The organism is Streptomyces rubrogriseus, assembly GCF_027947575.1.
Classification (GTDB): domain Bacteria; phylum Actinomycetota; class Actinomycetes; order Streptomycetales; family Streptomycetaceae; genus Streptomyces; species Streptomyces rubrogriseus.
Map to the genome: position 1 here is coordinate 1,010,378 of NZ_CP116256.1, position 21,565 is coordinate 1,031,942.

The following is a 21,565-nucleotide window of genomic DNA, read 5'->3' on the forward strand; positions in this document are numbered from 1 at the left end:
GAGGCTGCCCTCCACTCATGAGGACTGCGGCACCGCCACGGTGGCCTCGGTGCTGAACCGTGAGTCCTTGGCCCGGAAGCGCACCAGACGGCGGTCTGCGTTGGTGGCTGACTTTGGCGGGATCAAGGTGAACGCCATGACGACCTTGGACGGGTCAGCCGCCCCGTTACGAACAGCCCCCCGGACGCTGTCGTTGCTGCCCCCCTCCACAACCGGGTAGATCAGCGCCACCCCAGTTCTGGGGCTGATCTTCCCTCCAGACCCGGCAGCAGCCTCGTTGATGAGCCGTTGTGCTGTGGTGCGATGCTCGACGCTGGCGATGCGGCCGAAGGAGCTCTTGCCGTCCTGAATACTCCGTCGGACGAGTGACAGTGGTGCCGAGCCAAGGACGCTGGCCTCGATGCGATTGTCCGAGGCGAGCCGAGGCGAAATGAGAAGCCAGTCATCGACCTTCGCGAGGGTGCCGTCGAGCTGGCGGAGGTAAGTCAGGTGCGGGTCGAAGTACTGGGGCCGCTCCCATTCCAGTTGGGACAGTACTCCGACCAGATCCCCATGTGCCAGCGTGGCCGTGAGTGCGGTGAACGTCCGGGTTAGTGTGCTTGAGGGATCGGGAGGATTGCTGAAGGACTGTGGTGTGCTGCCCAGTGCATGCAAGAGCGGTCGCCAGCGCTCGGTGTTGCGCTTGTTGGTGGCGCTGTTCAGCGGGTAGGCGGCAGGCTCGATGGGCCGGCCCGGGGACCGGATCTCTACGAGTTCTGCATTGAACATCTTGTTCCGTGCCGAGGGCTTCAGCCATGGCAGGTGCTGGGCTACCAAGGGTGGGATCTGTACGGGCGTGACCTGAGGCTTCCCGTCGACCACTTCGGAGTACTGGGCCAGCTGCTCCCGGAAGCTCTCCTCATCGCGACAGACGGCTTCGTATGCTTCGTAGAGGTCGACGTATTTGTCACGGCCAAAGGGCTCTTCACGGCCGATGTAGAGCCGAACAAGGTCTCGGTATCCAGGGCGGAAACCAAACCATCGCCCCATCTGCATGAGGGTGTCGGCTTGCTGAGTAGTTCGGCGGTAGTAGGTGATGGTGAGCCCTTCGACGGTGAAGCCGCGGGACAGCTTCGTACCACCCACGAGGATCTTCCAGACATTCGGCGTCCGGTCGAAATCAAGGTCGAGTTGGGCGAAGTAGCGGTCAGTGTCCCCGTTCACGACAACGACCGGATTGCCCCCGCTGCCGATGCGCTGGCGCGCGGCGTGGATATACGGACGCAGCTCGGCGTACGACGACGGTACGGGAAGGCTGCCTGCGCGTGCTGCTGTCACGGGCGCGAAGTCGGCTTCCCACAGTGTGGCAAGACGATCGTGTCCTGCCGCGGAGCTGTAGCCCGCCTGATGCCACAGTGAGTTGATACGAAGCGCCAGGTCGGCGTGATCATCCTGACGTACTGACTCGTGAGCGAGCATGGTGTGATGCCGGAAGGCTGCGCCGGGCACGCCATGGTCTGCCCGGTAGAGCTTCAGGGCGCCAGACAGAACGAAGGCATCCATGGCCTCCTGGAGTCTGTCGTCCGCTGCGTCGTAGATGCCCCGTACGTGCGCCTTCTCCTGTGAGTTGGCGTAAGTTCGCTCCTCTGCAGGGACAGGCGAGTTGAGATCGTGGAAGTCCTGGACACCCATGTACCCGTCCGGGCGTGGCAGCGAGATCAGAAAATCGCTGGGGAATATATCCATGTCGTCGCCAGGGTCGACGAAGACGTTGGCGAAGGGAGTCGCTGTGTAGCCCACATACTGGGCTCGCGGCAGCAGTCCCAAGAGCTTGGATATCAAACCGTTGATGGCGGTGCGCTCAGTGCTGCCACGTTCCCACTTCTTCGGGTCTGAAGTGTTCACTGATGCCTGATCAGACTCGTCATCGATGATGAGGGCCGGAAGCTCTCCCAGGATGCCGTGGATCTGCTTGAGATCTTTGACAAGCTTGGTGAGTACGGACTTGTTCTTTTTCACGACAAGGATTCTTGCCGCTGCGTGGTGAATGTTCGCCGGATCATGCAACGGGCGTGTGGGGATACGCTTCTCGAACTCCAGTGCTCGGATTCCCTGGGCAAGGCTCTTGTAGTCGTTCTCCCGTGTCGTCAGCCGCTCGATGTCGAACGCGCCCAGCGCGGACGGTCGGCCGCCGTGGCGCACGAACTCCGGCCAGCCTTCGTCGTCCCCCACGTAGTCCACGCCGACGAGGGAGTCCACGTCTGCGGCGTCAGCGCCACGCAGGATGTTCTCCTGGCCGATCAGTTCCATGTCCAGTCGCCGCTGGGTCTGGGCGCGAAGGAGGTTGAGGGTTCCGCCGAGAACGATGACGAGGCGGTACCCGGCATCAATGGCCTTGGCAGTTACTCCTGTGAAGTTTGCTGTCTTTCCGGACTGCACGTAGCCGACAACGAGGCCCTTCGCTTGCCGGGCGGATTCCTGCTCAGGATCAGTGAGGCGTTCGACGACTGAACAGCTCGCCTGGTTGAGGCTGGCGATGGCGGTCTCGGACCATCCTTTGTCACGGAGCTTCTGCTCGTAGGAGGTCCAGTAGAAGGATCTGGCCGCTGCCCGTTCAGGCGTGTACCACGGAGTGAACTCCCGGGTGATGACGGTCTCGCCCGGGACTTTGGCGACAGGGACCGCTTCATCCAATGCCTTGCGCAGTTCACTTCCGAATTGCAGGCGTTCGTACACCACGACGCGCCGCTCCTCGGTGCGGGCGCAGGTGTCTTCGCCCCATGAAGGATTGTCTGCGAAATCCCAGCTAGTAAGGTGACGGGACCAGAGCGCGATCAGGGTTTCGTCACCGCTGATGAGAAGCGACTGGAATAGTTCCTCTCCCAGGTCTGCATCCGGTTGACGGTCCTCTGCGGCGAGGGCTGCCCATCTCTGGAAGGGGCGCGGCAGGATACTCATACCCGCCAGGGCGTCGGCGTGAATGTCAAAGAGCACGCCAGGGGCAGTGTTGGTCATCTCTGTTCCTCGTTCAGGGGCCGGAGCGGGCGTGGAGTGAGAGTCGACTGGGTCAGTCTGCAGCCTGTGTCCGGCGGTCTTGTTGTGCTTGTACCGAGGTCAGAAGGATGGTGTTCCAGTAGTCCACACGGTCTTGTCGGCCTCGTTCCCACCGGCCGAGGCCGAAGCAGTCCTCAAGCAGGAGGTAGAGCAAGGCCTTCGTGAAGGGCGCGTCGTTGCTTCCCCCACGCTGTCCGTCGTTGAAATCACTTCGGAAGGCCTTGTTGAGCAGCACGGAGTTGTTCTCGCGGTCGAGATCAAAGAACTTGTCCCGCGGTAGCGTGGCCCAGGTGAAGGCGATCGGTTCTTCACCTGGCTTCTCTGGCAACTCCTCTTTGATGACTCGCTTGATCTTCGGGTCCATGCCTTTACCTGGAGGTGTCACGGGCCGACGGACGATCTCGGTGCGCTTCGCCCCGTCGCGGTACGCGGCTTCTGCGTCGCTGAGATACCCGTGAAAGGTCCCTCCAGACGCATCCAGAGCCTTCTCTACTCCGAGCGTGAAGGCGGGCGTGACAGTTACGCTCTCCTTCTTGACGTCAAGACTGAGCACACTGGTTTCGTGACTCGGAAGGTCGACTGCCACGCGAGCCAGCGCCAGGTGCCCCTCCGGGTTGCGGAGGCCGTTCCATCCGCCAGCTTGGACAAGTCGGTTGTTTCGGTAGAAGTAGAACCCCTGCCGGTCCGTGAGGGAACCGATCTGTCGGAACCCGGCCTGCTTCGACTTGGCTGGCCAGATGTGTGCCGTCAGCTGCACGTCGCCCAGGCCCTCTACAGGGGCTGTGAAGGAGCGGGGATACCGCGCCCTGCCAGGAACCCTGTAGCCGAAGGGGTCCAGTGCTTCGACAGCAATGTGGTCCACTTCCTCACCGAGGAGGTCCTCACCGCTGCTCACATCCCAGACTGCGATGTCGAGCTTGAGGCCATCCTGGAGAAAACGGTGCAGGTAGAGGCCGAGGTGTGTCTCCAGGCGGGCGATTGCCTTCGACAGGAACTGGTCGCTCTGGCCGGTCGTCACGGTCTCGAACACCCGCACCTGGTCCCAGCGCACAATCGTGCCGTGCCACTCGATGAGGCCGTCGTACCGGTCTACGAGTTCCTGGGCGTAGCGCGGGTCGACGGTGTCACAGCGAAAGCTGTCCTCAATTCCCTCTGCGGTGAGGCGACGCCCTGCGGCGCGGCTGCGCTTTGTACGGCTGACCACAGTGAGCGAGGCGGCGTGTGAGAGCGAAGCGGCCTTGAGGCCCGTGCCGTACATGCCGAGGGCGCCGTCGCCATACTCACGGCGTCGGCCCACTGTCATGGCACCGTCCAGCCCGGCATCGTCCATGCCGGTGCCGTTGTCGATGACCAGCAGAGTCAGGATTCGCTTGGCATCACGCAGGAAGTGCACGACGATCTTGTCGGCACCAGCGTCGATCGAGTTGTCGATCAGATCGGCCAGTGCAACCTCGAAGCCGTAGCCCTGGTTGGTCAACGCCTTGCCGTAGCCGGCGTCCGGGGGCAGATGGGTGCTGCCGGTCGTGGGGACCTCGTACTGCCAGACGGTCCCGGGCTCGTAGGGCATTGCGCTTCCTCTACACACAGGTCTGGGCCTGCTCAACGAGTGATGGGCCCTCCGGATCGGTTGGTTCATGTGACGGTACTGCAAAGATCGGACATAGAGGCAGTTGAACTATGAGGAAGGGTGGTTCGTCCATAATCCGTCCTGAGGAGGCGGTTGCTGACGCCTCTCTCCACCCGGCGAAGAGGACAACACCAACTGCCCGGACCGCGCGGTCAGCACCCCCGCCGTGGCCGCCACCGGCAGGACGAGGGTGATGAGCAGGTGAGGCAGGGAGTCGTCGCCCAGGATTCGGAAAGAACCCAAGGCCGTTGGCTCCCCTGGGTCTCGACCAGCCGACTGTAGCCGCCGGCCTAGGCGAGGATCTCGGTGAAGTGGGCCGGGGCCGGTGCTGGTTCTGGAAGACGAGGGGAGCTCGTTCGAGGGCCGTAGGCGGTGAGGTGTTGGCGCCAGTGGCCGCTGCGGAAGTGGGCGATGTTGCGTTCCAGGGCGGCGACGGGCCAAGTGGCGGGGGAGCCAGGCAGGTGACGCCGCTCGCGCTTGCCGACTCCACCTCTACTCATGATCCGAGGACTTGCAGGCCGCCCTCTCGGGCGAGTCGAGTTGATGGCCCGGTCGGGATCGCGGGATTGCTGGTGAGGGCCCGAGCGGCCGTAGCAAGTACGCGCCAGGCCTGCTCGGCAGCCGCTCGCCCTCTCACCTGGTCAGCGTGCCGTCAGGGGTTTCCTGTACCGAGACCTTCTTCGCCTGGCGGCCCAAGGCGCTGGACACGACGTTGCGGATACCGTCCGGGTCGTTCTTCTGCTCGGGGGCCGGGTCGGATTTCTCGATGGCGGTCTTCAAGTACGCGGGGTTCCACGACGAGATGGCGCCGCTGACGTCGATCCTCTCCACCCTGCTCTTGCCGACCTGTGCCTTGATCGCGGGCAGGATCTGGTCCGAGTACATGCCACCGGAGGCTTTGAACAGGCTGGCGTGACCGCCGACCTTTCCGCCGTCCCGGAGGTAGACGGTGATGGTCAGGCAGCTTGTGACCGAGGGGTAGGTGATCGTGCCGCCCGGGCCGACGCTCTTGACTTCTCCCTCGGCCACGCTCTTCGCCTCCGCCGTGCCGCCCGAAGCGCCGCCGCCGGCGTCGTCGTTCTCGGCGCGCTGGACGGGCAGGTGCGCGCCGCGTGGCCTGTGACCGGGGTCGGCCGCCACCGCGCGCGCTGTCGCGGCGTTGCCCGCCGAGCGCTGGAGGACGGTCACCGTCGACGGGCTCAGGGGGCCGGCCGTTGCTCGCGGCAGGTCACCGGCAGGGCCGACCGGGGCAGACGGCCGCGGTAGCCGGGCGGGTGTCCCTCCGGTCGATTCCCTGTCCATGCGTTCGTGCTGGTGCAAAGCGTCCCCCTCGGACGGCTCGGGCATGAGTTCACTCACCATGTCGCCCCGCCGTCGGGGCGCAAGATGCGCGGGGGCAGACAAGAGGGCACTCCGCGATGCTCCTCCGAAGGGCCGCGGCCACGGGTGATCCGTTGCAGGCCCTCGCGGACAGGGAAGTCGAGCAGTACCGCGTGGTCTCGTCGGTGCCGACGACCGGGATGCGCGCGCTGCGTCCGGGCTGTCCCGGCGGTGCGACGGCCCGGGTTGGTAACCTGCCGCAATGGACGAGGTGTTGGACGAGGGGCCGTTCTTCCACGGTACGAAGGCCGACCTGCGGATCGGGGACCACCTCACCGCCGGTTTCCCTTCGAACTACCGGCCCGAGATCCTGATGAACCACATCTACTTCACCGCGTTGCGTGACGGCGCGGGGCTCGCCGCCGAGCTTGCCGCCGGGGACGGGGAACCGCGGGTGTACGCCGTCGAGCCGACCGGGGAGTTCGAGAACGACCCGAACGTGACCGACAAGAAGTTCCCCGGCAATCCCACCCGCTCCTACCGGAGCACTCAGCCGCTCCGGGTCGTCGGCGAGGTCGTCGACTGGACGCGGCAGACGCCCGAAGCCCTCCAGGTGTGGCGGGAGCGGCTGGATGCGATGCGTCTGGAAGGGCGCGCCGAGATCATCAACTGATCCGGCCCCGAGGTGACGCCCGTCGGCGTGGCCCTGGCGCGGCCGCCGAGCCGCTGCGAGCGGCCGCACGGACGAGCGGGGCGAGGACACTTCACGGGGAAGTGTTCACGCCCCGGGACGTCGGTGTTCCACGGGCAGGGGGCGTGGCCGGGCGGAGATGCCTCAGCCCTTCGCCCCGGCCGCCAGGAACCCCGTCAAACCGTCCAGCAGCATCCCGCTGCCCTGCTCCGCGCCGTCCCGCTCCTCCGCCGTGTCGCAGGTCTGGCGCAGGGTGATCACGGTGTTGCGGGGGCCCTCCTCCGCGAGTTCCACGGTCATCGTCGCCGGGTCCGGGCGGCCCGGGACGTCCATGCCGATGGTCAGGGCGCGATGCTCGGCGACCTCGATGTAGGAGCCGGTCAGGGGGAACTCCGTGCCGTCCGGCGTGCGCATCGTGGCCTTCCAGGTGCCGCCGGGGCGGACGTCCATCTCCACGGAGCCGGGGACGGCGTAGGCCCACTGGGCGTACTGGTCGGGGGTGGTCCACGCCTGCCAGACCCGGGCCGCGGGGGCGTCCAGGGTGCGGGTGAGGGTGTAGGAGAAGCCGTTGCCCGCCGCGGTGGGCGTCTGGTCGGTGCTCATGTCGTCGTGTCTCCTCGGTGGCGGCGCCCCGCCCGCCGTGGGCGAGGCTCTCGCACCTGTAGACGACCGGCGGCGCCGGAACTCATCGGCCCCCGCGCCGGTTTCCTACTGACCGTGGCACTCCCCGTACGCCCGCCCCGACCCGCACCAGCAGTCCGCCCCGCGCTGCGGCGGCCACGCCACCGCGAGTCCCCGGGCCGCCAGCGTCGTCGCGTACTGCGGGAGCAGGACCGGGTCGGCCGGGGACGCGCCCTCCGACGCCGCGAAGGCCTCGTAGGAGGGGACCGTGCCCGGGACCACGCCCAGGTTCGGGGTGCCGGAGGAGGCCAGTTCGCGCAGGGCCGCCTCTATCGAGGCCAGGTGCTCCTCGTAGGTCGGGTACTCGGTGGCGAGGTCCGGGTACGCCTCGATCAGTTCCGTCAGCTCGGCGGCCGGCCAGTGGAGCATGGCCACCGGGAAGGGGCGGGACAGGGCCTCGCGGTAGGCGCCCAGCTCGGCGCGCAGGCGGAGGATCTCCGCCTCCAGGTCCGCCGGATTGTCCGAGCCCAGGGACCAGACGCGCTTCGGGTCGTGCAGCTCGTCCAGCGAGACCGGCATCGAGTGCAGGGTGTCGGCCAGGGTGTCCCACTCGTCGTGGGCCAGGCCCAGCATGCGGCGGACGCGGTGGCGGCCGTAGAGGAGGGGGTGGGTGGAGTACGGGGGCTCCGGTACGTCGGTGAGGAGCAGGCGGGCGCCCTCCGTGAACGTCTCGTGCGCCGCCTCCAGCTCGTCGTGGGACTCCAGGGCCTCGGCCGCGATCACCCAGGGGGCCGGGTCGCGCGGCGACGCCGCCCGCACGCCGTCGATGATCGCCCTGGCCTCCGCCTCGTGGTCGTACTCCCAGAGGTTCGACGCCTTCAGGGCGCGGACCAGGGACGGGTTGTCCAGCGGGACGGACGTCTCGGAGGACAGCAGGCGGTCGTAGAGCTTCGTCGCGGCGGGGCGGTCGCCGGACAGTTCCAGATGGGCGGCGGCGCGCAGGAGCAGGGCCTCGGCGTCCTCGGGGTAGAGGCCGGCGGTGCGTTCCAGGCGGGCCGCCTCGGCGGCGTGGTCGACGTTTTCGGCGGGCGTGTCGGGGCGCATGGGGGACACCGTACTGCCGTGAGGTGACCAGGGTCAGCCACGCGGGGGGCCGGAGGACGGGGGGAACGGCCCTGCCGGGCCCTGTCGGGCGACGCCGGGCGAGGCCGGTGCCCGCCCGGGCTCGCGCCGTGAACCCGCGTCGCCGGTCAGTGCCGCTCCCGCAGCGTCCCCACCAGCACCCCCGCCGCCACCGCCAGCCCCGCCGACACCCACAGCGCCACGTCCGTGCCCGCCCCCGGGCTGCCCGCCGACGTCGCGATCGCGATGGTCAGGGCGACCCCGGCGCACGAGCCGATGTACCGGAACGTCTGCTGCGCGCCCGAGCCCATCGCCGCGCGGGCCGCCGGTACCGACTCCACCGCGAGCAGCGGCAGCGCGGCGTTCAGCAGGCCGCTGCCGACGCCCGCCACCACCAGGCCGGGCAGCAGCCGGGCCCAGGAGCCCGCGCCGACCGCGCCGAGCATGGTCAGGACGCCGACCGCGTGCAGGGCGAAACCGAGGACCAGTTGGTGGCGGGGCGGGACGCGGTGGGCGATGCGGCGGACCTGGAGGGCCACCGCGAAGGCGAGACCGGCCCAGAGCAGCGAGAGCAGGGCCGTGTCCAGCGGGGACAGGCCGAGCGCCCGCTGGAGCACCGTCGGCAGGAAGCTGAAGAGGCCGATCACCGACAGGCCCGTGAACAGTCCGCCCGCGGAGGACGCCAGGAAGAGCGGACGGCGCAGCAGCGACAGGTCGATCATGGGAGTGGCCGCACGGCGCTCCAGTACGACGAACAGGGCGCCGAGGAGCACGGTCGCCGCCAGCAGCAGGCCCACCGGCGCCCGCAGCCACCCGTCCCGGCCCAGCGTCAGCGCCGCCACCAGCGCGACCAGCGCCGGTCCGAACGTCAGCGCCCCGGCGAAGTCCGGCCGGCCCGCCCGCGGCGAGCGCGACTCCGACAGGGCCCGCGCGCCGAGTCCCGCCACCACCAGGGCGGCGGCGCCGAGGACGCCGTGCGCCACCCGCCAGTCGGGGATCGCCCCGACGAGTACCGGGCCCACGGCTATCCCGCCGCTCACGAAGGCGCCCCACACGCCGGTCGCGCGCAGCCGTCCGGCCGGGGTCGGGAAGGCGTGGACGAGCAGGCCGAGGCTGCTGGCCAGCAGTGCCGCGCTCGCCGCGCCCTGGGCGATGCGGGCCAGCGTGAACAGCCAGGTCGTGGACGCGAAGGCGCCGAGGACGGTGGTGACGCCGAGGGCCAGCGTGCCGGAGACGAAGAGCCGGCGGCGCCCGTAGTCGTCGGCCAGGCTGCCGGCCACCAGGAGCAGGGCGGCGAGGCCCAGCGGGGTGCCGTTCAGCAGCCAGGCCTGGGCGGACAGCGAGGTGTGCAGGTCGGCGGCCGTCTCGGGGAGCGTGACCATCGGCGCGGTGAACGCCATCAGGGCCACGGCGGTGGCGGCGCTGGTCAGCGCGAGGGTGCGGCCCGGGTGCGGGGGCGGCGAGGCCCGTTCCGGCGGGGGAGCGGCGGCGGCCGGGGTCGCCGGGGTCCCGGTGGGCGCGGTGGTCGGGGGCGTCGGGGTCGTCGGGGAGTCCGTGCCGGTCTCGGTCATGGCTGGCCGTCCGCTCTGGGTTGGTTCGGTCCGCTCGGGGTTGGTTCGGTCAATGAACTGAGTCGGACGGCCCAACCTAGCACCGCTGGTTCGGTGAATGAACCGAGTAGGGAAAAGTGGCTACAGTGGACGGCATGGCACTGGGCAAGGACTACGCGACGCAGGAGTGCTCGATCGCCCGCGCACTGGAGGTCGTCGGCGAGCGGTGGACGCTGCTGGTGATCCGCGACGCGCTCTACGGCGTCCGGCGCTACAACGACTTCCTCGTCCACCTCGGCATCCCGCGCGCCGTCCTGGCCAACCGCCTCCAGGCGCTCACCGCCGAGGGAATCCTGGAGAAGCGCAGGTACCAGGAGTCGCCGCCCCGGGACGAGTACGTCCTGACCGACCGCGGCATCGCCCTGTGGCCCGCCCTGCGCGCGCTCGGCATCTGGGGGCGCGAGCAGCTCGGCGGCGAGCCGATGCGGACCTTCTGGCACGCCGACTGCGGCACCGAACTCAGTCCCCACGGCGCCTGCGCCACCTGCGGCACCCTCGTCGCCGTGCGCGACATCGACATGCGGCCGGGCCCCGGACTCGCCGCCGACCCGGCGGACCCGGTCAGCCGGGCACTGCTCGGTCCCCGGCGGCTGCTCCAGCCGATCGAGACCGAGCAGCCGGGCCCCGCATGACGGCGTCCCGCATGACGGCGTCCCGTAGGCCGTCCCGCATAGGCCGTCCCGCATAGGCCGTCCCGCATAGGCCGTCCCGTATAGGCCGGTCCTGTATAACTGGGGCAAACGCGCGTACGAGAGGGGGAGCAGCCGATGACCCGGAAACGGTCCGTTCCGCGCCCGCTCCTCGTCCTGCTGCTGGTCCTCCTGCCCGTCGCGCTCGTCGACGTCGGCAGCCTCTCCGCCACCGTCGCGCTCGCCGCGACCGCCGCGGTCGGTTCCGCGCTCGCCGTGTGCGCCGTCATCGCCGCCCGCTGCGCGCCCGCCGTGCCGCGCACCCGGGTGCGCACGGCCATCAGGGACCGGGACCTGCGTACGGCCTTCCTGCCCCAGCGCGATCCCGACGCCCCCGGCCGCCGCCGGCCCCGAGCGCCCGGACACGCCCTCCCGGCGACCGCCGCGTAGGGCACGCTTCACCCGAAGTCCCGGAAGCCACCCCCGCGCGGGGCGTGTCGTCATGCCGCGATCCCCTTGCCCGGCACGACGAGACCCTCGGAGGGCTCACCCACCCATGTCCGTTTTCGCCAGCCTGGTCGAGCACCTCGCCGACCTGCTCCAGCCGCTGTTCGGCGCCTCCGCCGCGGCCGCCGCCATCGTCCTGTTCACCGCCCTCGTACGGCTCCTCGTACACCCGCTCTCCCGGGCCGCCGCCCGCGGGCAGCAGGCGCGCACCCGACTCCAGCCGCGCATCGCCGAACTGCGCCGCAAGCACGCGAAGAACCCCGAGAAGCTCCAGCGGGCCGTGCTCGAACTGCACGCCGAGGAGAAGGTGTCCCCGCTGTCGGGGTGCCTGCCCAGCCTGTGCCAGATCCCCGCCTTCTTCCTGCTCTACCACCTCTTCTCCAGCTCGACGATCGGCGGCGAGGCCAACGGACTCCTCTCCCACCAGCTCCTGGCCGCCCCGCTCGGCGGGCGGTGGGCCGACGCGTTCGGGGACGGCGGGCTCCTCGGCGGGGCCGGACTCGTATACGCGGCGCTGTTCGCACTCGTCGCCGGGGTCGCCACCTTCAGCTACCGGCTCACCAGGCGGACGATGGCCGACCGGCCGGTGCTGCCCGCCGGTGACGCCGGAGCCGTGCCGGGGGTCGGCGCGATCACCCGGGTCATGCCGTTCATGTCCTTCTTCACGCTGGTCACCGTGGCCGTGGTGCCGCTGGCCGCCGCGCTCTACGTCGTCACCAGCACGACGTGGAGCGCCGTCGAGCGGGCCGTGCTCTACCGCTGAACGCGGCCCGGTCCGGTGCGTGCCTACGGTCCAGTACGTGAACGGGGTATTGCGGAGTGGAACCGGGCCTTGGAGGATCGACCAGTCCTCCGACGGCCGTCGCGTCGCTGCCGCACCCAGGTCGCGCGGCGTCGGGCGGGCTGCCCGCGATCGAGGAGTTGGGGATCATGAAGCTGTTGCGAGTCGGTACGGCGGGGTCGGAGCGGCCCGCGCTGCTCGACGCCGACGGGACCCTGCGAGACCTGTCGGGCGTCGTGACGGACATCGACGGCGAGCTGCTCGCCGACGAGGACGCGCTCGGCCGGATACGGTCCGCCGCCGAGGCCGGTGAGCTGCCCGCCCTGGACGGCACCGGGCTGCGCGTCGGGCCGCCGGTGGGACGCATCGGCAAGATCGTGTGCATCGGGCTGAACTACCACGACCACGCCCGCGAGACCGGGGCCGAGCCGCCCGCCGAACCGGTCGTCTTCTTCAAGGCGCCGGACACGGTGGTCGGGCCGCACGACACAGTGCTCGTGCCGCGCGGATCCACCAAGACCGACTGGGAGGTCGAGCTGGCGGTCGTCATCGGACGCACCGCCCGCTACCTGGAGTCGGCCGAGGAGGGGCTCGCGTGTGTCGCGGGGTACGCGGTCGCGCACGACGTGTCCGAGCGGGAGTTCCAGATCGAGCGCGGCGGCACCTGGGACAAGGGCAAGAACTGCGAGACCTTCAACCCGCTGGGCCCGTGGCTGGTGACCGCCGACGAGGTGCCCGACCCGCAGCGGCTGTCGCTGCGGCTGTGGGTGAACGGCGAACTGAAGCAGGACGGGACGACCGCGGAGCAGATCTTCCCCGTGGGGGAGGTCGTGCGGTACGTAAGCCGGTTCATGGTGCTGCGTCCCGGCGACGTCATCAACACCGGTACGCCCGCGGGCGTGGCGATGGGCCGGCCCGAGCCGAAGCCCTACCTGCGGGCGGGGGACGTGGTCGAGCTGGAGGTCGAGGGGCTGGGGCGGCAGCGGCAGGAACTCAAGGGGGCCTGAGCGCGGGGTCCGTCGGCGCGGGCGGCCCACCCGTGCGGGTGGCCCGCCCGCTTCGGCGGCGAGCCAGGTGGGTGCCCGGGCCGCGCCCGTTCGTGTGACGGTCGTCGGGCACGGGAATGTGCTGCGGGAGGCGCGGGCGGCCCGCGTGAAGCCTGTGGGCCATGCACTCCATCAGACAACGCATGGCCGCCCTCCGGCCCCGCCTGGGCCGGACCGGGCTGGCCTGCGCCCTCGTGGCGGGCCTCGCGCCCGCCCTGGTCGTCGGGGTCGGGGCCTCGCAGGCGCAGGCCGCCCCGTTGCCGGGCGGACTCGGGCCGTGTGCCGGGCGGCTGTGCCCGGACGAGTTCCCCGAGATCAACAACGGCTCGTTCGCCGGACGCGACAACGCCATCAACGTCTTCGCCGGTGACGACTTCCGCGTCCGGGGACGGGCCGCCGAGGCCGAGGGCCGGGTCGTCGTCCTCGACGACTTCGACATGAACAAGAGCGCGGGCGGCAGTGCCGTCTACGACATCGGCATCGCGGGCGTCGGCTCGCGGGTGCCGCCGCCGGACGGGGCGGACTTCCTGACCACCGGAAACGACATCACGGTCGCCCCGGGGCAGCGGCTGCTCGCCGACGGCGGCGTCGTCCGCTACGGCGGAACGGTGACCGGGACCGTGACCGGCGACCTCGAACACGACCCGGACGCCGCCGATCCCTACCTCGCGCTGCGCGACCAGCTCACCGTGGCCAGCCAGTGCTACGCGCGCGTGGACGGCGAGCTGAGGACCGCCACCGGCACGGCCGTCAACCAGGGCTACCAGACCCTGTTCACCGGCGACGGCACGTCCGCGCTCCAGGTGTTCAACGTGGACTTCGACCTCGCCGGCGCCTCCGGCGGGCAGCAGGGGATCGTCTTCCAGAACATCCCCGACGACGCGACCGTCCTGGTGAACATGCTCGGCTCCGAGCGCACCATCAACACCTACAGCGGGGGCATCGTCGACGCCACCGACTCGCTCAACGCCTACCGCGAGCGTCTGCTGTGGAACTTCCCCGACGCCACCACGGCGAACTTCGCCGGCACGGGCCAGTTCCAGGGCAGCGTGCTGGTCGGACCGCAGAACTCCATGTCGACGGTGTCGCTGCCCGGCATCAACGGGCGCTTCTTCAGCAGCGGTTCCATCACCCACACCAGCGAGCAGTCGGGCGTCGAGTTCCACGCCTACCCGTTCGACGGCGACCTCCCGGACTGCGGTGACGAGCCTCCCGGCCCCGGACCCGACCCGGTGACGGGTGAGGTGCGGGTCGAGAAGACGGACGCGGAGACCGGGGACGCGCTGGCCGGGGCCGAGTTCGAGCTGTGGGAGGAGACCAACGGGGTCGACGGTCTCCAGACCGGCGGTGCCAATCCGGACACGCAGGTGGGTGACGTCTGCACGACGGACACCGACGGCGTGTGCGCGCAGACGGTGGCGACCGGTACGTACTACTGGCGTGAGACGGCCGTGCCCGACGGTTACGAGCTGCCCGACCCCAACGTCTTCGGCCCGCTGGAGCTGACGGAGGACAACGCCGCGGGCGGCGTGCGGGTGGAGGCGCGGAACACCCCCGAGGACGAGCCCGGCCCGGTGACGGGGCAGGTGCGGGTCCTCAAGACCGACGCGGAGACCGGGGACGCGCTGGCCGGGGCCGAGTTCGAGCTGTGGGAGGAGACCAACGGGGTCGACGGTCTCCAGACCGGCGGTGCCAATCCGGACACGCAGGTGGGTGACGTCTGCACGACGGACACCGACGGCGAGTGCACCCGGACGGTGGCGACCGGTACGTACTACTGGCGTGAGACGGCCGCGCCCGACGGCTACGAGCTGCCCGACCCGAACGTCTTCGGCCCGCTGGTCCTGACGGAGGACAACGCCGCGGGCGGCGTGCAGGTCGAGGCCCGGAACACCGCCGGTGACGAGCCCGGCCCCGAGACCGGACAGGTCCGGATCAGGAAGATCGACGCCGAGTCGGGCGCCGTGCTGCCGGGAGCGGTCTTCGAGCTGTGGGAGGAGACCAACGGCGTCCAGGGTCTCCAGACCGACGGGGACGACCCCGACACCCGGATCGGCGGCACCTGTGTGACCGGCGTCCTGGGGCGGTGCGCGCGCACCGTGGAGGCCGGCACGTACTACTGGCGAGAGACGGCCGCGCCCGACGGCTACGAGCTGCCGGACCCCAACGTCTTCGGCCCACTGGTGCTGACCGAGGGGAACCTCGAAGGCGGCGTGCAGGTCGAGGCCGAGAACACCGCCGAGGACGAGCCCGGCCCGCCGCCCGGACCCGGCGACGAGGGCTCCATCGAGGTGGAGAAGACCGACGCGGGGAACGGCGGGCCGCTGGCCGGGGCGGAGTTCGAGCTGTGGGAGGAGACCAACGGCCTGGCCGGTCTCCAGACCTCCGGCGACAACGCCGACACCCTGGCCGGGGACTGCACCACCGACGCTTCCGGCGGCTGTCTCTTCGAGGACCTCGAACCCGGGTCGTACTACCTGCGGGAGACCGCCGTGCCCGAGGGGTACGAGCTGCCCGCGGACCCGGTGACCGGCCCGGTCAGGGTGACCGAGGCGAACGCCGAGGACGGCGTCACCGTGCGGATCGACAACGAACGCGAGGGCGACGACGGCGGCGACGGCCACGGCGGCTACGGCGACGACGGCGATCACGGGGGTGACGACGGGCACGACGGCGCCTCCGGCTACGGCTCGGGCCCCGGCGCCGGATCCGATTACGGAACCAAGTAGCGGCGGCGCGACCCGGACGCGCACCACGCCGGTCGCGGGGATCTCACCCCGCGGCCGGCGTTCGCGCGTTCACCTCACCCGCGACCTCACCCGCGCCCGCCGTCACGCCAGGAGCGCGGCGAGCCGGCGCCAGCCCTCCCGCGGGAGGCGGGCCATGTCGTCCTCCACCAGTTGGAGGGCCACATGATCGGCGCCCGCGGCGTGGAAGGCGTCGACGCGGGCGCGGATCGTGGCCTCGTCGCCCCAGGCGAACACGGCGTCGATGAGGCGGTCGCTGCCGCCGCCGGTCACGTCGTCGTCCGTGAAGCCGAGGTTCAGGAAGTTCTTCGTGTAGTTCGGCAGCTTCAGGTACATGGCGAGGTAGGCGCGGGCCGTCGCACGGGCACGGGACGGGTCCGAGTCGAGGACGACCTTGAACTCCGGGGCCAGCAGCGGGCCCTCGCCGAGCCGCTCGCGGGCCTGCGCGGTGTGCTCCGGGGTGACCAGGTACGGGATCGCGCCCGCCGCCCGGTCCCGGGACAGGTCCAGCATCTTCGGGCCGAGCGCCGCCAGCACCCGGTGCCCGGAGCGCATCCCGGCCCGGTCCAGCTCGTCCAGGTAGCCGACCATCGTCGAGTACGGGCGGCGGTACCCCTCCACGCGCGGGCCGTGGCTGACCCCTAGGCCGAGCACGAAGCGGCCCGGGTGCGAGACCTCCAGCTCGGCGAAGCCCGCCGCCGCCTCGGACGCGTTGTGCTCCCAGATGCTCTGGATGCTGGTGCCGACCACGATCCGCTCCGTCGCCCCGATCAGCGGGGCGGCGTGCCGGGCGGCGCTGTTGCCGCCGAGCCACAGGGCGCCGTAGCCGAGCCGCTCCAGTTCGGCGGCGGCCTCGGCGCGTTCCGCCGCGCCCGCCGGGTCCTCCGCGCGCAGCTGGGCGCTCCAGACGCCGTACCGTCCGACCGATTCCTTCAGGGAAGCCGTCGCCTCGTTCATCGCTTGCGATCCCTCCGGTGGGCACCGTGATCAACCTGCGTGTCTGCCTGCCAACCACGGGTACCCACCGCTGATTCCCCGACCACGCCGCCCGGGGCCGGCCGGGCTACTCGCCGAGGAAACGCTCCAGCGCCTCGACGACCAGCCGGTGGTCCTCCACCTGCGGCAGCCCGGAGACCGTCACCGCGCCGACGACGCCGACGCCGGCGACGGTGACCGGGAAGGAGCCGCCGTGCGCCGCGTACGTGTCGGGGTCGAGCCGCGAGGACTCCTCGAAGGTCGTGCCCTTGGCCCGGAAGCGCGCGCCGACCAGGTACGAGGCCGAGCCGTACCGCTCCACGACGCGGCGCTTGCGGGCGATCCAGACGTCGTTGTCGGGGGCCGAGCCGGGCAGCGCGGCGTGGAAGAGCTGCTGTCCGGCACGGTGGATGTCGATGGCGACCGGGGCCTCGCGCTCCCGGGCCAGTTCGACGAGCAGGGAGCCCAGCGCCCACGCGTCGTCGTTGGTGAACCGGCGGAAGACCAGACGGCGTTCCTGCTCCTCCAGCTCCGCGACGGTGGGGGTGGTCGGTGCGGTGCTCACAGGGCCACCACCACTCCGTCGCGGGCGGACCGGCGGGCCGCCTCCAGCACGTCCAGGGCGGCGGCCGCCTCCAGCGCGTCCACCGGGTTCGGGCCGCCCTCGCGCAGGGCCCTCGCCACCGCCGCGTAGTACGCGGGGTAGTCGCCCGCGACGGTCGCCGTCACCTGCCCGCCGCCGGTCAGCGGGGACTCCCCGGCGCCGACGCGGCCCCACAGCGACTCGTCCTCCTCGCCCCAGCCGGGGCCCGGCCGCTTGCCCTCGCGCAGCGCCGCCTCCTGCGGGTCGAGGCCGTGCTTGACGTAGCCCGCCTTCGAGCCGAGCACCCGGAAACGGGGGCCGAGCTGGGCGGCGGTGGAGGAGACGTAGAGGTGGGAGCGGACGCCGTTCGCGTGCGTGAGCGCGAGGAACGTGTCGTCGTCCGCCTCCGCGCCCGCCCGCCGGACCACGGACTCGGCGTACACCTGCGTGACCGGGCCGAAGAGGACCAGGGCCTGGTCGACGACGTGGCTGCCGAGGTCGTACAGGAGACCGCCGATCTCCGAGGGGTCGCCGGACTCGCGCCAGCCGCCCTTCGGCTTCGGCCGCCAGCGCTCGAAGCGGGACTCGAAGCGCCACACGTCGCCCAGCGCGTCCTCGGCGAGCAGCTCGCGCAGGGTGAGGAAGTCGTTGTCCCAGCGGCGGTTCTGGAAGACGGAGAGCAGCAGGCCGCGCTCCTCGGCCAGCGCGGCCAGCGCACGCGCCTCGGCCGCCGTGCCCGCCACCGGCTTGTCCACCACGACCGGCAGACCGGCCTGAAGGGCCCGGGTCGCGAGCGGCACGTGCGTCTTGTTCGGGGAGGCGACGACGACCAGGTCCAGCTCGCCGGCCCGGTCGAACAGCTCGTCGGGCGTGGCGACGGTCCGCACGTCCGGGAACTCGGCGCGAGCCTGCTGCTGCCGCTCCGGGTTCGAGGTGACGACCGTGTCCAGGGCCAGGCCCTCGGTGGCGGCGATCAGCGGGGCGTGGAAGACGGAGCCCGCGAGGCCGTAGCCGACGAGGCCGACGCGCAGCGGGGGAGTGCCGGGAGGGGTAGCAGTCATGCAACCTACTTTCGCAACGGTGTTGCCAAAGTGCAAGCGCCGGAGACAATGGGGGTGTGAACAGGACGATCGGCGGAGGCACGGCGGGCGGCGCCAATCTGCTCGCCCTGCGCAGCCACAACACCGCCCTGGTGCTCGGCCTGCTGCGCGGCGCCGGTGCCGGGGGGATCAGCCGGCTGGAGCTCGCCGAGCGCACGGGGCTCACCCCGCAGGCGGTCAGCAAGATCACCGCCCGGCTCCGGGGCGAGGGCCTGGCCGCCGAGGCCGGACGCCGCGCGTCCACCGGCGGCAAGCCGCGCACGGTGCTGCGCCTGGTGCCCGGGGCGGGCCACGCCCTCGGCGTCCACCTGGACCGCGACGAGCTGCGTGCGGTGCTGGTCGACCTCGACGGGGCCGTGGTGGCGGAGCGGCGCGCCCCGCTGGACCTGGGCGCGGGGGCGGAGACCGTGCTGGAGGGGTGGCGCGGGCGGCGGAGGAACTCGCGGCGGAGGGGCTGGCGCCTGCCGCCCAGCGGGGTGCGGGCGCTCGGCCGCCGGGCGGTGCTCTCGCCGCCGCTCCCACCCTCCTCGGGCTCGGGGCCGCCCTCCCGGGGCCGCTCGACCATGTCCGCGGTGTGCTGCACCGCGTCACCGGCTTCCCGGAGTGGGACGGCTACCCGCTGCGGGACGCGCTGGAGCGGCGGCTGGGCGTGCCGGTCGTCGTCGACAAGGACACCAACGCGGCGGCGCTCGGCCTCGCGGTCGGCGGCGCGGGGAACGAGGAGGGCGGGGGAGGCGCCGGGGCCGGGTCCTTCGCGTATCTGCACCTCGGTACGGGACTCGGCGCCGGGCTCGTCTTCGGCGGCGGCGTGCACCGGGGCGCCCGGACCGGCGCCGGGGAGTTCGGGCACCAGGTCGTCCAGCTCGACGGGCCGCCCTGCACCTGCGGCGCCCGGGGCTGCATAGAGGCCCTGTGCCTCGCCGCCGTCGCCCGCGGGGACCTCGCGGAGGCGGCGCGGGTGCTCGGCACGGGCGCCGCGAACCTCGCCGGGCTGCTGGACATCGACCAGGTGCTGCTGGGCGGCCGTACCGTCGCCGCCGCGCCCGAGGCCTTCGTCCACGGCGTCGGCGCGGTCCTCGACGCCCGCGCCCGGCGCGCGGGCGGTCACGACGGCGCCGTACCGGTGCGGCTCGCGCCGGGCGGCCCGCGCGGCGTCGCGGAGGGCGCGGCCCAACTCCTGCTCGCCCCCTCTTCGGCCACGCCAATGGCGGCTGACCGCCGTGCCCCCTCGCGCCGGAGCCGCCCCGCCGGCCCCGGCGCTCGCCCTGGCGTGCCGCGCCGCCACGGGACGGGCCGTCGGCGCGCACCTCGCACCGGGGCCGCCCGCTGGAGCGGGTGCGCACGCTCCACCGGGGCGACCGCTTCTCCTTCACCACCCACCTGCGCGGCTGACGAGCACCCTCGTCAGGCGGGCTGGCCCAGGGGCCGGACGGTCAGGGTGTTGAGGTCGACGCCCGCCGGCTGGTCGAGGGCGAAGCAGACGGCCTCGGCGACGGGCTGGGGAGGCAGGGCGAAGGAGGGAACGTCGGCGCCCTGCCAGAACGGGGTGTCGATCATGCCGGGGTTGACGAGCGTGACACCGATGCCGCGGGTCGTGGCGTGCAGGCGCAGGTTCTCGGCGAGTCCGGTGGTGGCCCACTTGGTGGCCGAGTAGAGGTTGGCGGGGGAGTTCTTCAACCCGGCGACGCTGCCGATGAGCACCAGCCGTCCGCCGGTGGCCTCGAGGTGGGGCAGGGTGGCGTGGGCCAGCAGCGCGGGGCCGAGGACGTTGGTGAGGACCATGGGCGACCACAGCGTCGGGTCGCCGTCCCCGACGGAGCCGCCGGACATGAACCCGGCGTTGGCCACCGCCGCGTCGAGGGCGCCGAAGTGCGCCACGGTACGGGTCACGGCCGACTCGGTGGCCTGCCAGTCCGCCGCGTCCGCGACCAGGCCGAGCAGCCGGTCGGGGTGACCGGCCTCGTCGAGGAAGGCCTTCAGCCGGCCCTCGTCGCGGCCGGTCACGGCCACGCGGTGGCCGCGGTCGAGGAGCAGCCGGGCGGTGTGGGCGCCGATACCACTGGTGGCGCCGGTGATCAGTACGGTCTTGCTGGTCATAGTCATGGTCATGCTCCCTGTGCGTGGAGGGGGATGACCCCACGAAAGCGGTGCCGTCGGAAGCGGACAAGGTCGCGTTTATGGGGGGTACGGACCCAACCTCCCTCCGTCCCCCGCCGTCGGCCGGACCATGGGTAGCGTGGACGGATGGACTCTCCGCCCGGCCGGCACAACCGCTCGGACATCCGCGACTTCCTCGTCAGCCGGCGCGCCAGGCTCACCCCGGAGCGGGTCGGACTGCCCACCGGTCCACGACGCCGGGTTCCGGGGCTGCGCCGCGAGGAGGTCGCGGCCCTCGCCGGCGTGAGCACCGAGTGGTACACGCGGCTGGAGAAGGGCCACGTCGGCGGCGTCTCCGAGGAGGTGCTGGAAGCGGTCGCGCGGGCCCTGCGCCTCGACGAGGACGAGCGCACCTACCTGCTCGACCTGGCCAGAGCGGCCCGCCCCGCCCGCCGCAGGTCGCCGTCGGCCCGCCGCAAGGACGTCGCGATCCCGCCCTCCGTCCAGTGGATGGTGGACTCCATGACCATGGCCCCCGCCTTCGTGCGCAGCGGCCGTCTGGACATCGTCGCGAGCAACGCGCTGTGCAGGGCCCTGTACGCACCCATGTTCGGCAGCGACACCACCCGCGACCGGGGCCGCGCCAATTTCCCCCGCTACTTCTTCCTCGACCCCGGCTCCCGCGACTTCTTCGTCGACTGGGAGGAAGGCGCGAGGGCCACGGTCGCCGTGCTCCGCGCCGAGGCCGGACGCGAACCCCACGACCGGGCCCTGCGCGAGCTGGTCGGCGAACTGGCCACGCTCAGCCCGGACTTCCGCACCATGTGGGCCAGTCACGACGTCCGCATCCGTCACGAAGGCGTCAAGCGGCTGGACCATCCCGAAGTCGGCCGCCTGGAGATGACCTTCCGCCAGCTGGACCTGCCCCTGCCCCAACGGGCCGTCCACGACCTGATCGTCTACACGGCCGAGCCGGGCACTCCCTGGGAGGACCGCCTCAAACTCCTCGCCAGTTGGGCAGCACCACGGGCCACGCCCGCGAAGCCCGCCTGGAAGGAAGCCACCGGAAGCTGAGA

General features: G+C 71.4%; 17 protein-coding genes and 1 pseudogene. 8 read left to right on the forward strand and 10 right to left on the reverse strand.

Going from position 1 to position 21,565, the window contains the following annotated elements; genetic code table 11:
* Positions 1–15 precede the first annotated feature (15 nt).
* The 3 genes from Sru02f_RS04415 to Sru02f_RS04425 form a co-directional block, all read right to left on the reverse strand.
* Positions 16–2,994, reverse strand: coding sequence for a Z1 domain-containing protein (locus Sru02f_RS04415; RefSeq protein WP_109032723.1), 2,979 nt, complete (start codon positions 2,992–2,994; stop codon positions 16–18).
* A 52-nt stretch (positions 2,995–3,046) separates the two neighbouring features.
* On the reverse strand, positions 3,047–4,600 hold the full coding sequence (locus Sru02f_RS04420; RefSeq protein ID WP_109032724.1) for an ATP-binding protein: 1,554 nt from the start codon (positions 4,598–4,600) through the stop codon (positions 3,047–3,049).
* 693 nt (positions 4,601–5,293) lie between these two features.
* Complete coding sequence (locus tag Sru02f_RS04425) at positions 5,294–5,848, reverse strand: hypothetical protein (protein ID WP_239106863.1); 555 nt, start codon at positions 5,846–5,848, stop codon at positions 5,294–5,296.
* A 394-nt stretch (positions 5,849–6,242) separates the two neighbouring features.
* Between Sru02f_RS04425 and arr the strand changes: the two genes are divergently transcribed.
* Positions 6,243–6,653, forward strand: coding sequence for an NAD(+)--rifampin ADP-ribosyltransferase (gene arr, locus Sru02f_RS04430; protein ID WP_109032725.1), 411 nt, complete (start codon positions 6,243–6,245; stop codon positions 6,651–6,653).
* A gap of 162 nt (positions 6,654–6,815) precedes the next feature.
* Here the strand turns inward: arr and Sru02f_RS04435 are convergent, their stop codons facing one another.
* The 3 genes from Sru02f_RS04435 to Sru02f_RS04445 form a co-directional block, all read right to left on the reverse strand.
* The gene (locus tag Sru02f_RS04435) at positions 6,816–7,274 is read right to left on the reverse strand and encodes an SRPBCC family protein (protein ID WP_109032726.1); all 459 of its coding nucleotides are present in this window, start codon (positions 7,272–7,274) and stop codon (positions 6,816–6,818) included.
* Between the two features lie 105 nt (positions 7,275–7,379).
* Positions 7,380–8,396 carry an SEC-C domain-containing protein gene (locus Sru02f_RS04440; RefSeq protein ID WP_109032727.1) on the reverse strand — a complete coding sequence of 339 codons (1,017 nt, stop codon included), beginning with the start codon at positions 8,394–8,396 and terminating at the stop codon, positions 7,380–7,382.
* A gap of 146 nt (positions 8,397–8,542) precedes the next feature.
* Positions 8,543–9,985 (reverse strand): MFS transporter, encoded by a 1,443-nt coding sequence (locus tag Sru02f_RS04445; RefSeq protein ID WP_109032728.1) that lies wholly within the window; start codon positions 9,983–9,985, stop codon positions 8,543–8,545.
* Positions 9,986–10,119: 134 nt separating this feature from the next.
* Between Sru02f_RS04445 and Sru02f_RS04450 the strand changes: the two genes are divergently transcribed.
* From Sru02f_RS04450 to Sru02f_RS04470, 5 genes are all read left to right on the forward strand, one after another.
* Entirely contained in the window at positions 10,120–10,656 is a 537-nt protein-coding gene (locus Sru02f_RS04450) for a winged helix-turn-helix transcriptional regulator (RefSeq protein ID WP_167469622.1), read from the forward strand.
* A gap of 135 nt (positions 10,657–10,791) precedes the next feature.
* Positions 10,792–11,103, forward strand: a complete 312-nt coding sequence (locus Sru02f_RS04455) for a DUF6412 domain-containing protein (RefSeq protein ID WP_109032730.1) — start codon at positions 10,792–10,794, stop codon at positions 11,101–11,103.
* Positions 11,104–11,209: 106 nt separating this feature from the next.
* Positions 11,210–11,923 (forward strand): YidC/Oxa1 family membrane protein insertase, encoded by a 714-nt coding sequence (locus Sru02f_RS04460; RefSeq protein WP_109032731.1) that lies wholly within the window; start codon positions 11,210–11,212, stop codon positions 11,921–11,923.
* A 167-nt stretch (positions 11,924–12,090) separates the two neighbouring features.
* Positions 12,091–12,948, forward strand: a complete 858-nt coding sequence (locus Sru02f_RS04465; protein WP_109032732.1) for a fumarylacetoacetate hydrolase family protein — start codon at positions 12,091–12,093, stop codon at positions 12,946–12,948.
* 161 nt (positions 12,949–13,109) lie between these two features.
* Entirely contained in the window at positions 13,110–15,716 is a 2,607-nt protein-coding gene (locus Sru02f_RS04470) for a SpaA isopeptide-forming pilin-related protein (protein WP_159107549.1), read from the forward strand.
* Between the two features lie 102 nt (positions 15,717–15,818).
* Here the strand turns inward: Sru02f_RS04470 and Sru02f_RS04475 are convergent, their stop codons facing one another.
* From Sru02f_RS04475 to Sru02f_RS04485, 3 genes are all read right to left on the reverse strand, one after another.
* Positions 15,819–16,691 carry an LLM class F420-dependent oxidoreductase gene (locus Sru02f_RS04475; protein WP_109032733.1) on the reverse strand — a complete coding sequence of 291 codons (873 nt, stop codon included), beginning with the start codon at positions 16,689–16,691 and terminating at the stop codon, positions 15,819–15,821.
* Positions 16,692–16,797: 106 nt separating this feature from the next.
* Positions 16,798–17,274 (reverse strand): heme-degrading domain-containing protein, encoded by a 477-nt coding sequence (locus Sru02f_RS04480; RefSeq protein WP_109032734.1) that lies wholly within the window; start codon positions 17,272–17,274, stop codon positions 16,798–16,800.
* Complete coding sequence (locus Sru02f_RS04485) at positions 17,271–18,353, reverse strand: Gfo/Idh/MocA family oxidoreductase (RefSeq protein ID WP_109032735.1); 1,083 nt, start codon at positions 18,351–18,353, stop codon at positions 17,271–17,273. Before Sru02f_RS04485 ends, Sru02f_RS04480 begins: the two co-directional genes overlap by 4 nt.
* A gap of 56 nt (positions 18,354–18,409) precedes the next feature.
* On the opposite strand from Sru02f_RS04485, the pseudogene Sru02f_RS04490 reads away from it, so the two are divergent.
* Positions 18,410–19,581 (forward strand): annotated as a pseudogene (locus Sru02f_RS04490) (ROK family transcriptional regulator); the annotation flags it as partial.
* Between the two features lie 215 nt (positions 19,582–19,796).
* On the opposite strand, the gene Sru02f_RS04495 reads toward Sru02f_RS04490, so the two are convergent.
* Complete coding sequence (locus tag Sru02f_RS04495; RefSeq protein WP_109032738.1) at positions 19,797–20,489, reverse strand: SDR family oxidoreductase; 693 nt, start codon at positions 20,487–20,489, stop codon at positions 19,797–19,799.
* Between the two features lie 147 nt (positions 20,490–20,636).
* Here Sru02f_RS04495 and Sru02f_RS04500 point away from each other — a divergent pair, with 147 nt between their 5' ends.
* Positions 20,637–21,563 carry a helix-turn-helix transcriptional regulator gene (locus Sru02f_RS04500; RefSeq protein WP_109032739.1) on the forward strand — a complete coding sequence of 309 codons (927 nt, stop codon included), beginning with the start codon at positions 20,637–20,639 and terminating at the stop codon, positions 21,561–21,563.
* Positions 21,564–21,565: the final 2 nt, after the last annotated feature.

What these genes read in the sequence shown, in the direction of transcription:
- Sru02f_RS04415 (WP_109032723.1), bottom strand. Translation starts at nt 2,994, where the DNA reads ATGACCAACACTGCCCCTGGCGTGCTCTTTGACATTCACGCCGACGCC.
- Sru02f_RS04420 (WP_109032724.1), bottom strand. Translation starts at nt 4,600, where the DNA reads ATGCCCTACGAGCCCGGGACCGTCTGGCAGTACGAGGTCCCCACGACC.
- arr (WP_109032725.1), top strand. Translation starts at nt 6,243, where the DNA reads ATGGACGAGGTGTTGGACGAGGGGCCGTTCTTCCACGGTACGAAGGCC.
- Sru02f_RS04435 (WP_109032726.1), bottom strand. Translation starts at nt 7,274, where the DNA reads ATGAGCACCGACCAGACGCCCACCGCGGCGGGCAACGGCTTCTCCTAC.
- Sru02f_RS04440 (WP_109032727.1), bottom strand. Translation starts at nt 8,396, where the DNA reads ATGCGCCCCGACACGCCCGCCGAAAACGTCGACCACGCCGCCGAGGCG.
- Sru02f_RS04445 (WP_109032728.1), bottom strand. Translation starts at nt 9,985, where the DNA reads ATGACCGAGACCGGCACGGACTCCCCGACGACCCCGACGCCCCCGACC.
- Sru02f_RS04450 (WP_167469622.1), top strand. Translation starts at nt 10,120, where the DNA reads ATGGCACTGGGCAAGGACTACGCGACGCAGGAGTGCTCGATCGCCCGC.
- Sru02f_RS04455 (WP_109032730.1), top strand. Translation starts at nt 10,792, where the DNA reads ATGACCCGGAAACGGTCCGTTCCGCGCCCGCTCCTCGTCCTGCTGCTG.
- Sru02f_RS04460 (WP_109032731.1), top strand. Translation starts at nt 11,210, where the DNA reads ATGTCCGTTTTCGCCAGCCTGGTCGAGCACCTCGCCGACCTGCTCCAG.
- Sru02f_RS04465 (WP_109032732.1), top strand. Translation starts at nt 12,091, where the DNA reads ATGAAGCTGTTGCGAGTCGGTACGGCGGGGTCGGAGCGGCCCGCGCTG.
- Sru02f_RS04470 (WP_159107549.1), top strand. Translation starts at nt 13,110, where the DNA reads ATGCACTCCATCAGACAACGCATGGCCGCCCTCCGGCCCCGCCTGGGC.
- Sru02f_RS04475 (WP_109032733.1), bottom strand. Translation starts at nt 16,691, where the DNA reads ATGAACGAGGCGACGGCTTCCCTGAAGGAATCGGTCGGACGGTACGGC.
- Sru02f_RS04485 (WP_109032735.1), bottom strand. Translation starts at nt 18,353, where the DNA reads ATGACTGCTACCCCTCCCGGCACTCCCCCGCTGCGCGTCGGCCTCGTC.
- Sru02f_RS04495 (WP_109032738.1), bottom strand. Translation starts at nt 20,489, where the DNA reads ATGACCAGCAAGACCGTACTGATCACCGGCGCCACCAGTGGTATCGGC.
- Sru02f_RS04500 (WP_109032739.1), top strand. Translation starts at nt 20,637, where the DNA reads ATGGACTCTCCGCCCGGCCGGCACAACCGCTCGGACATCCGCGACTTC.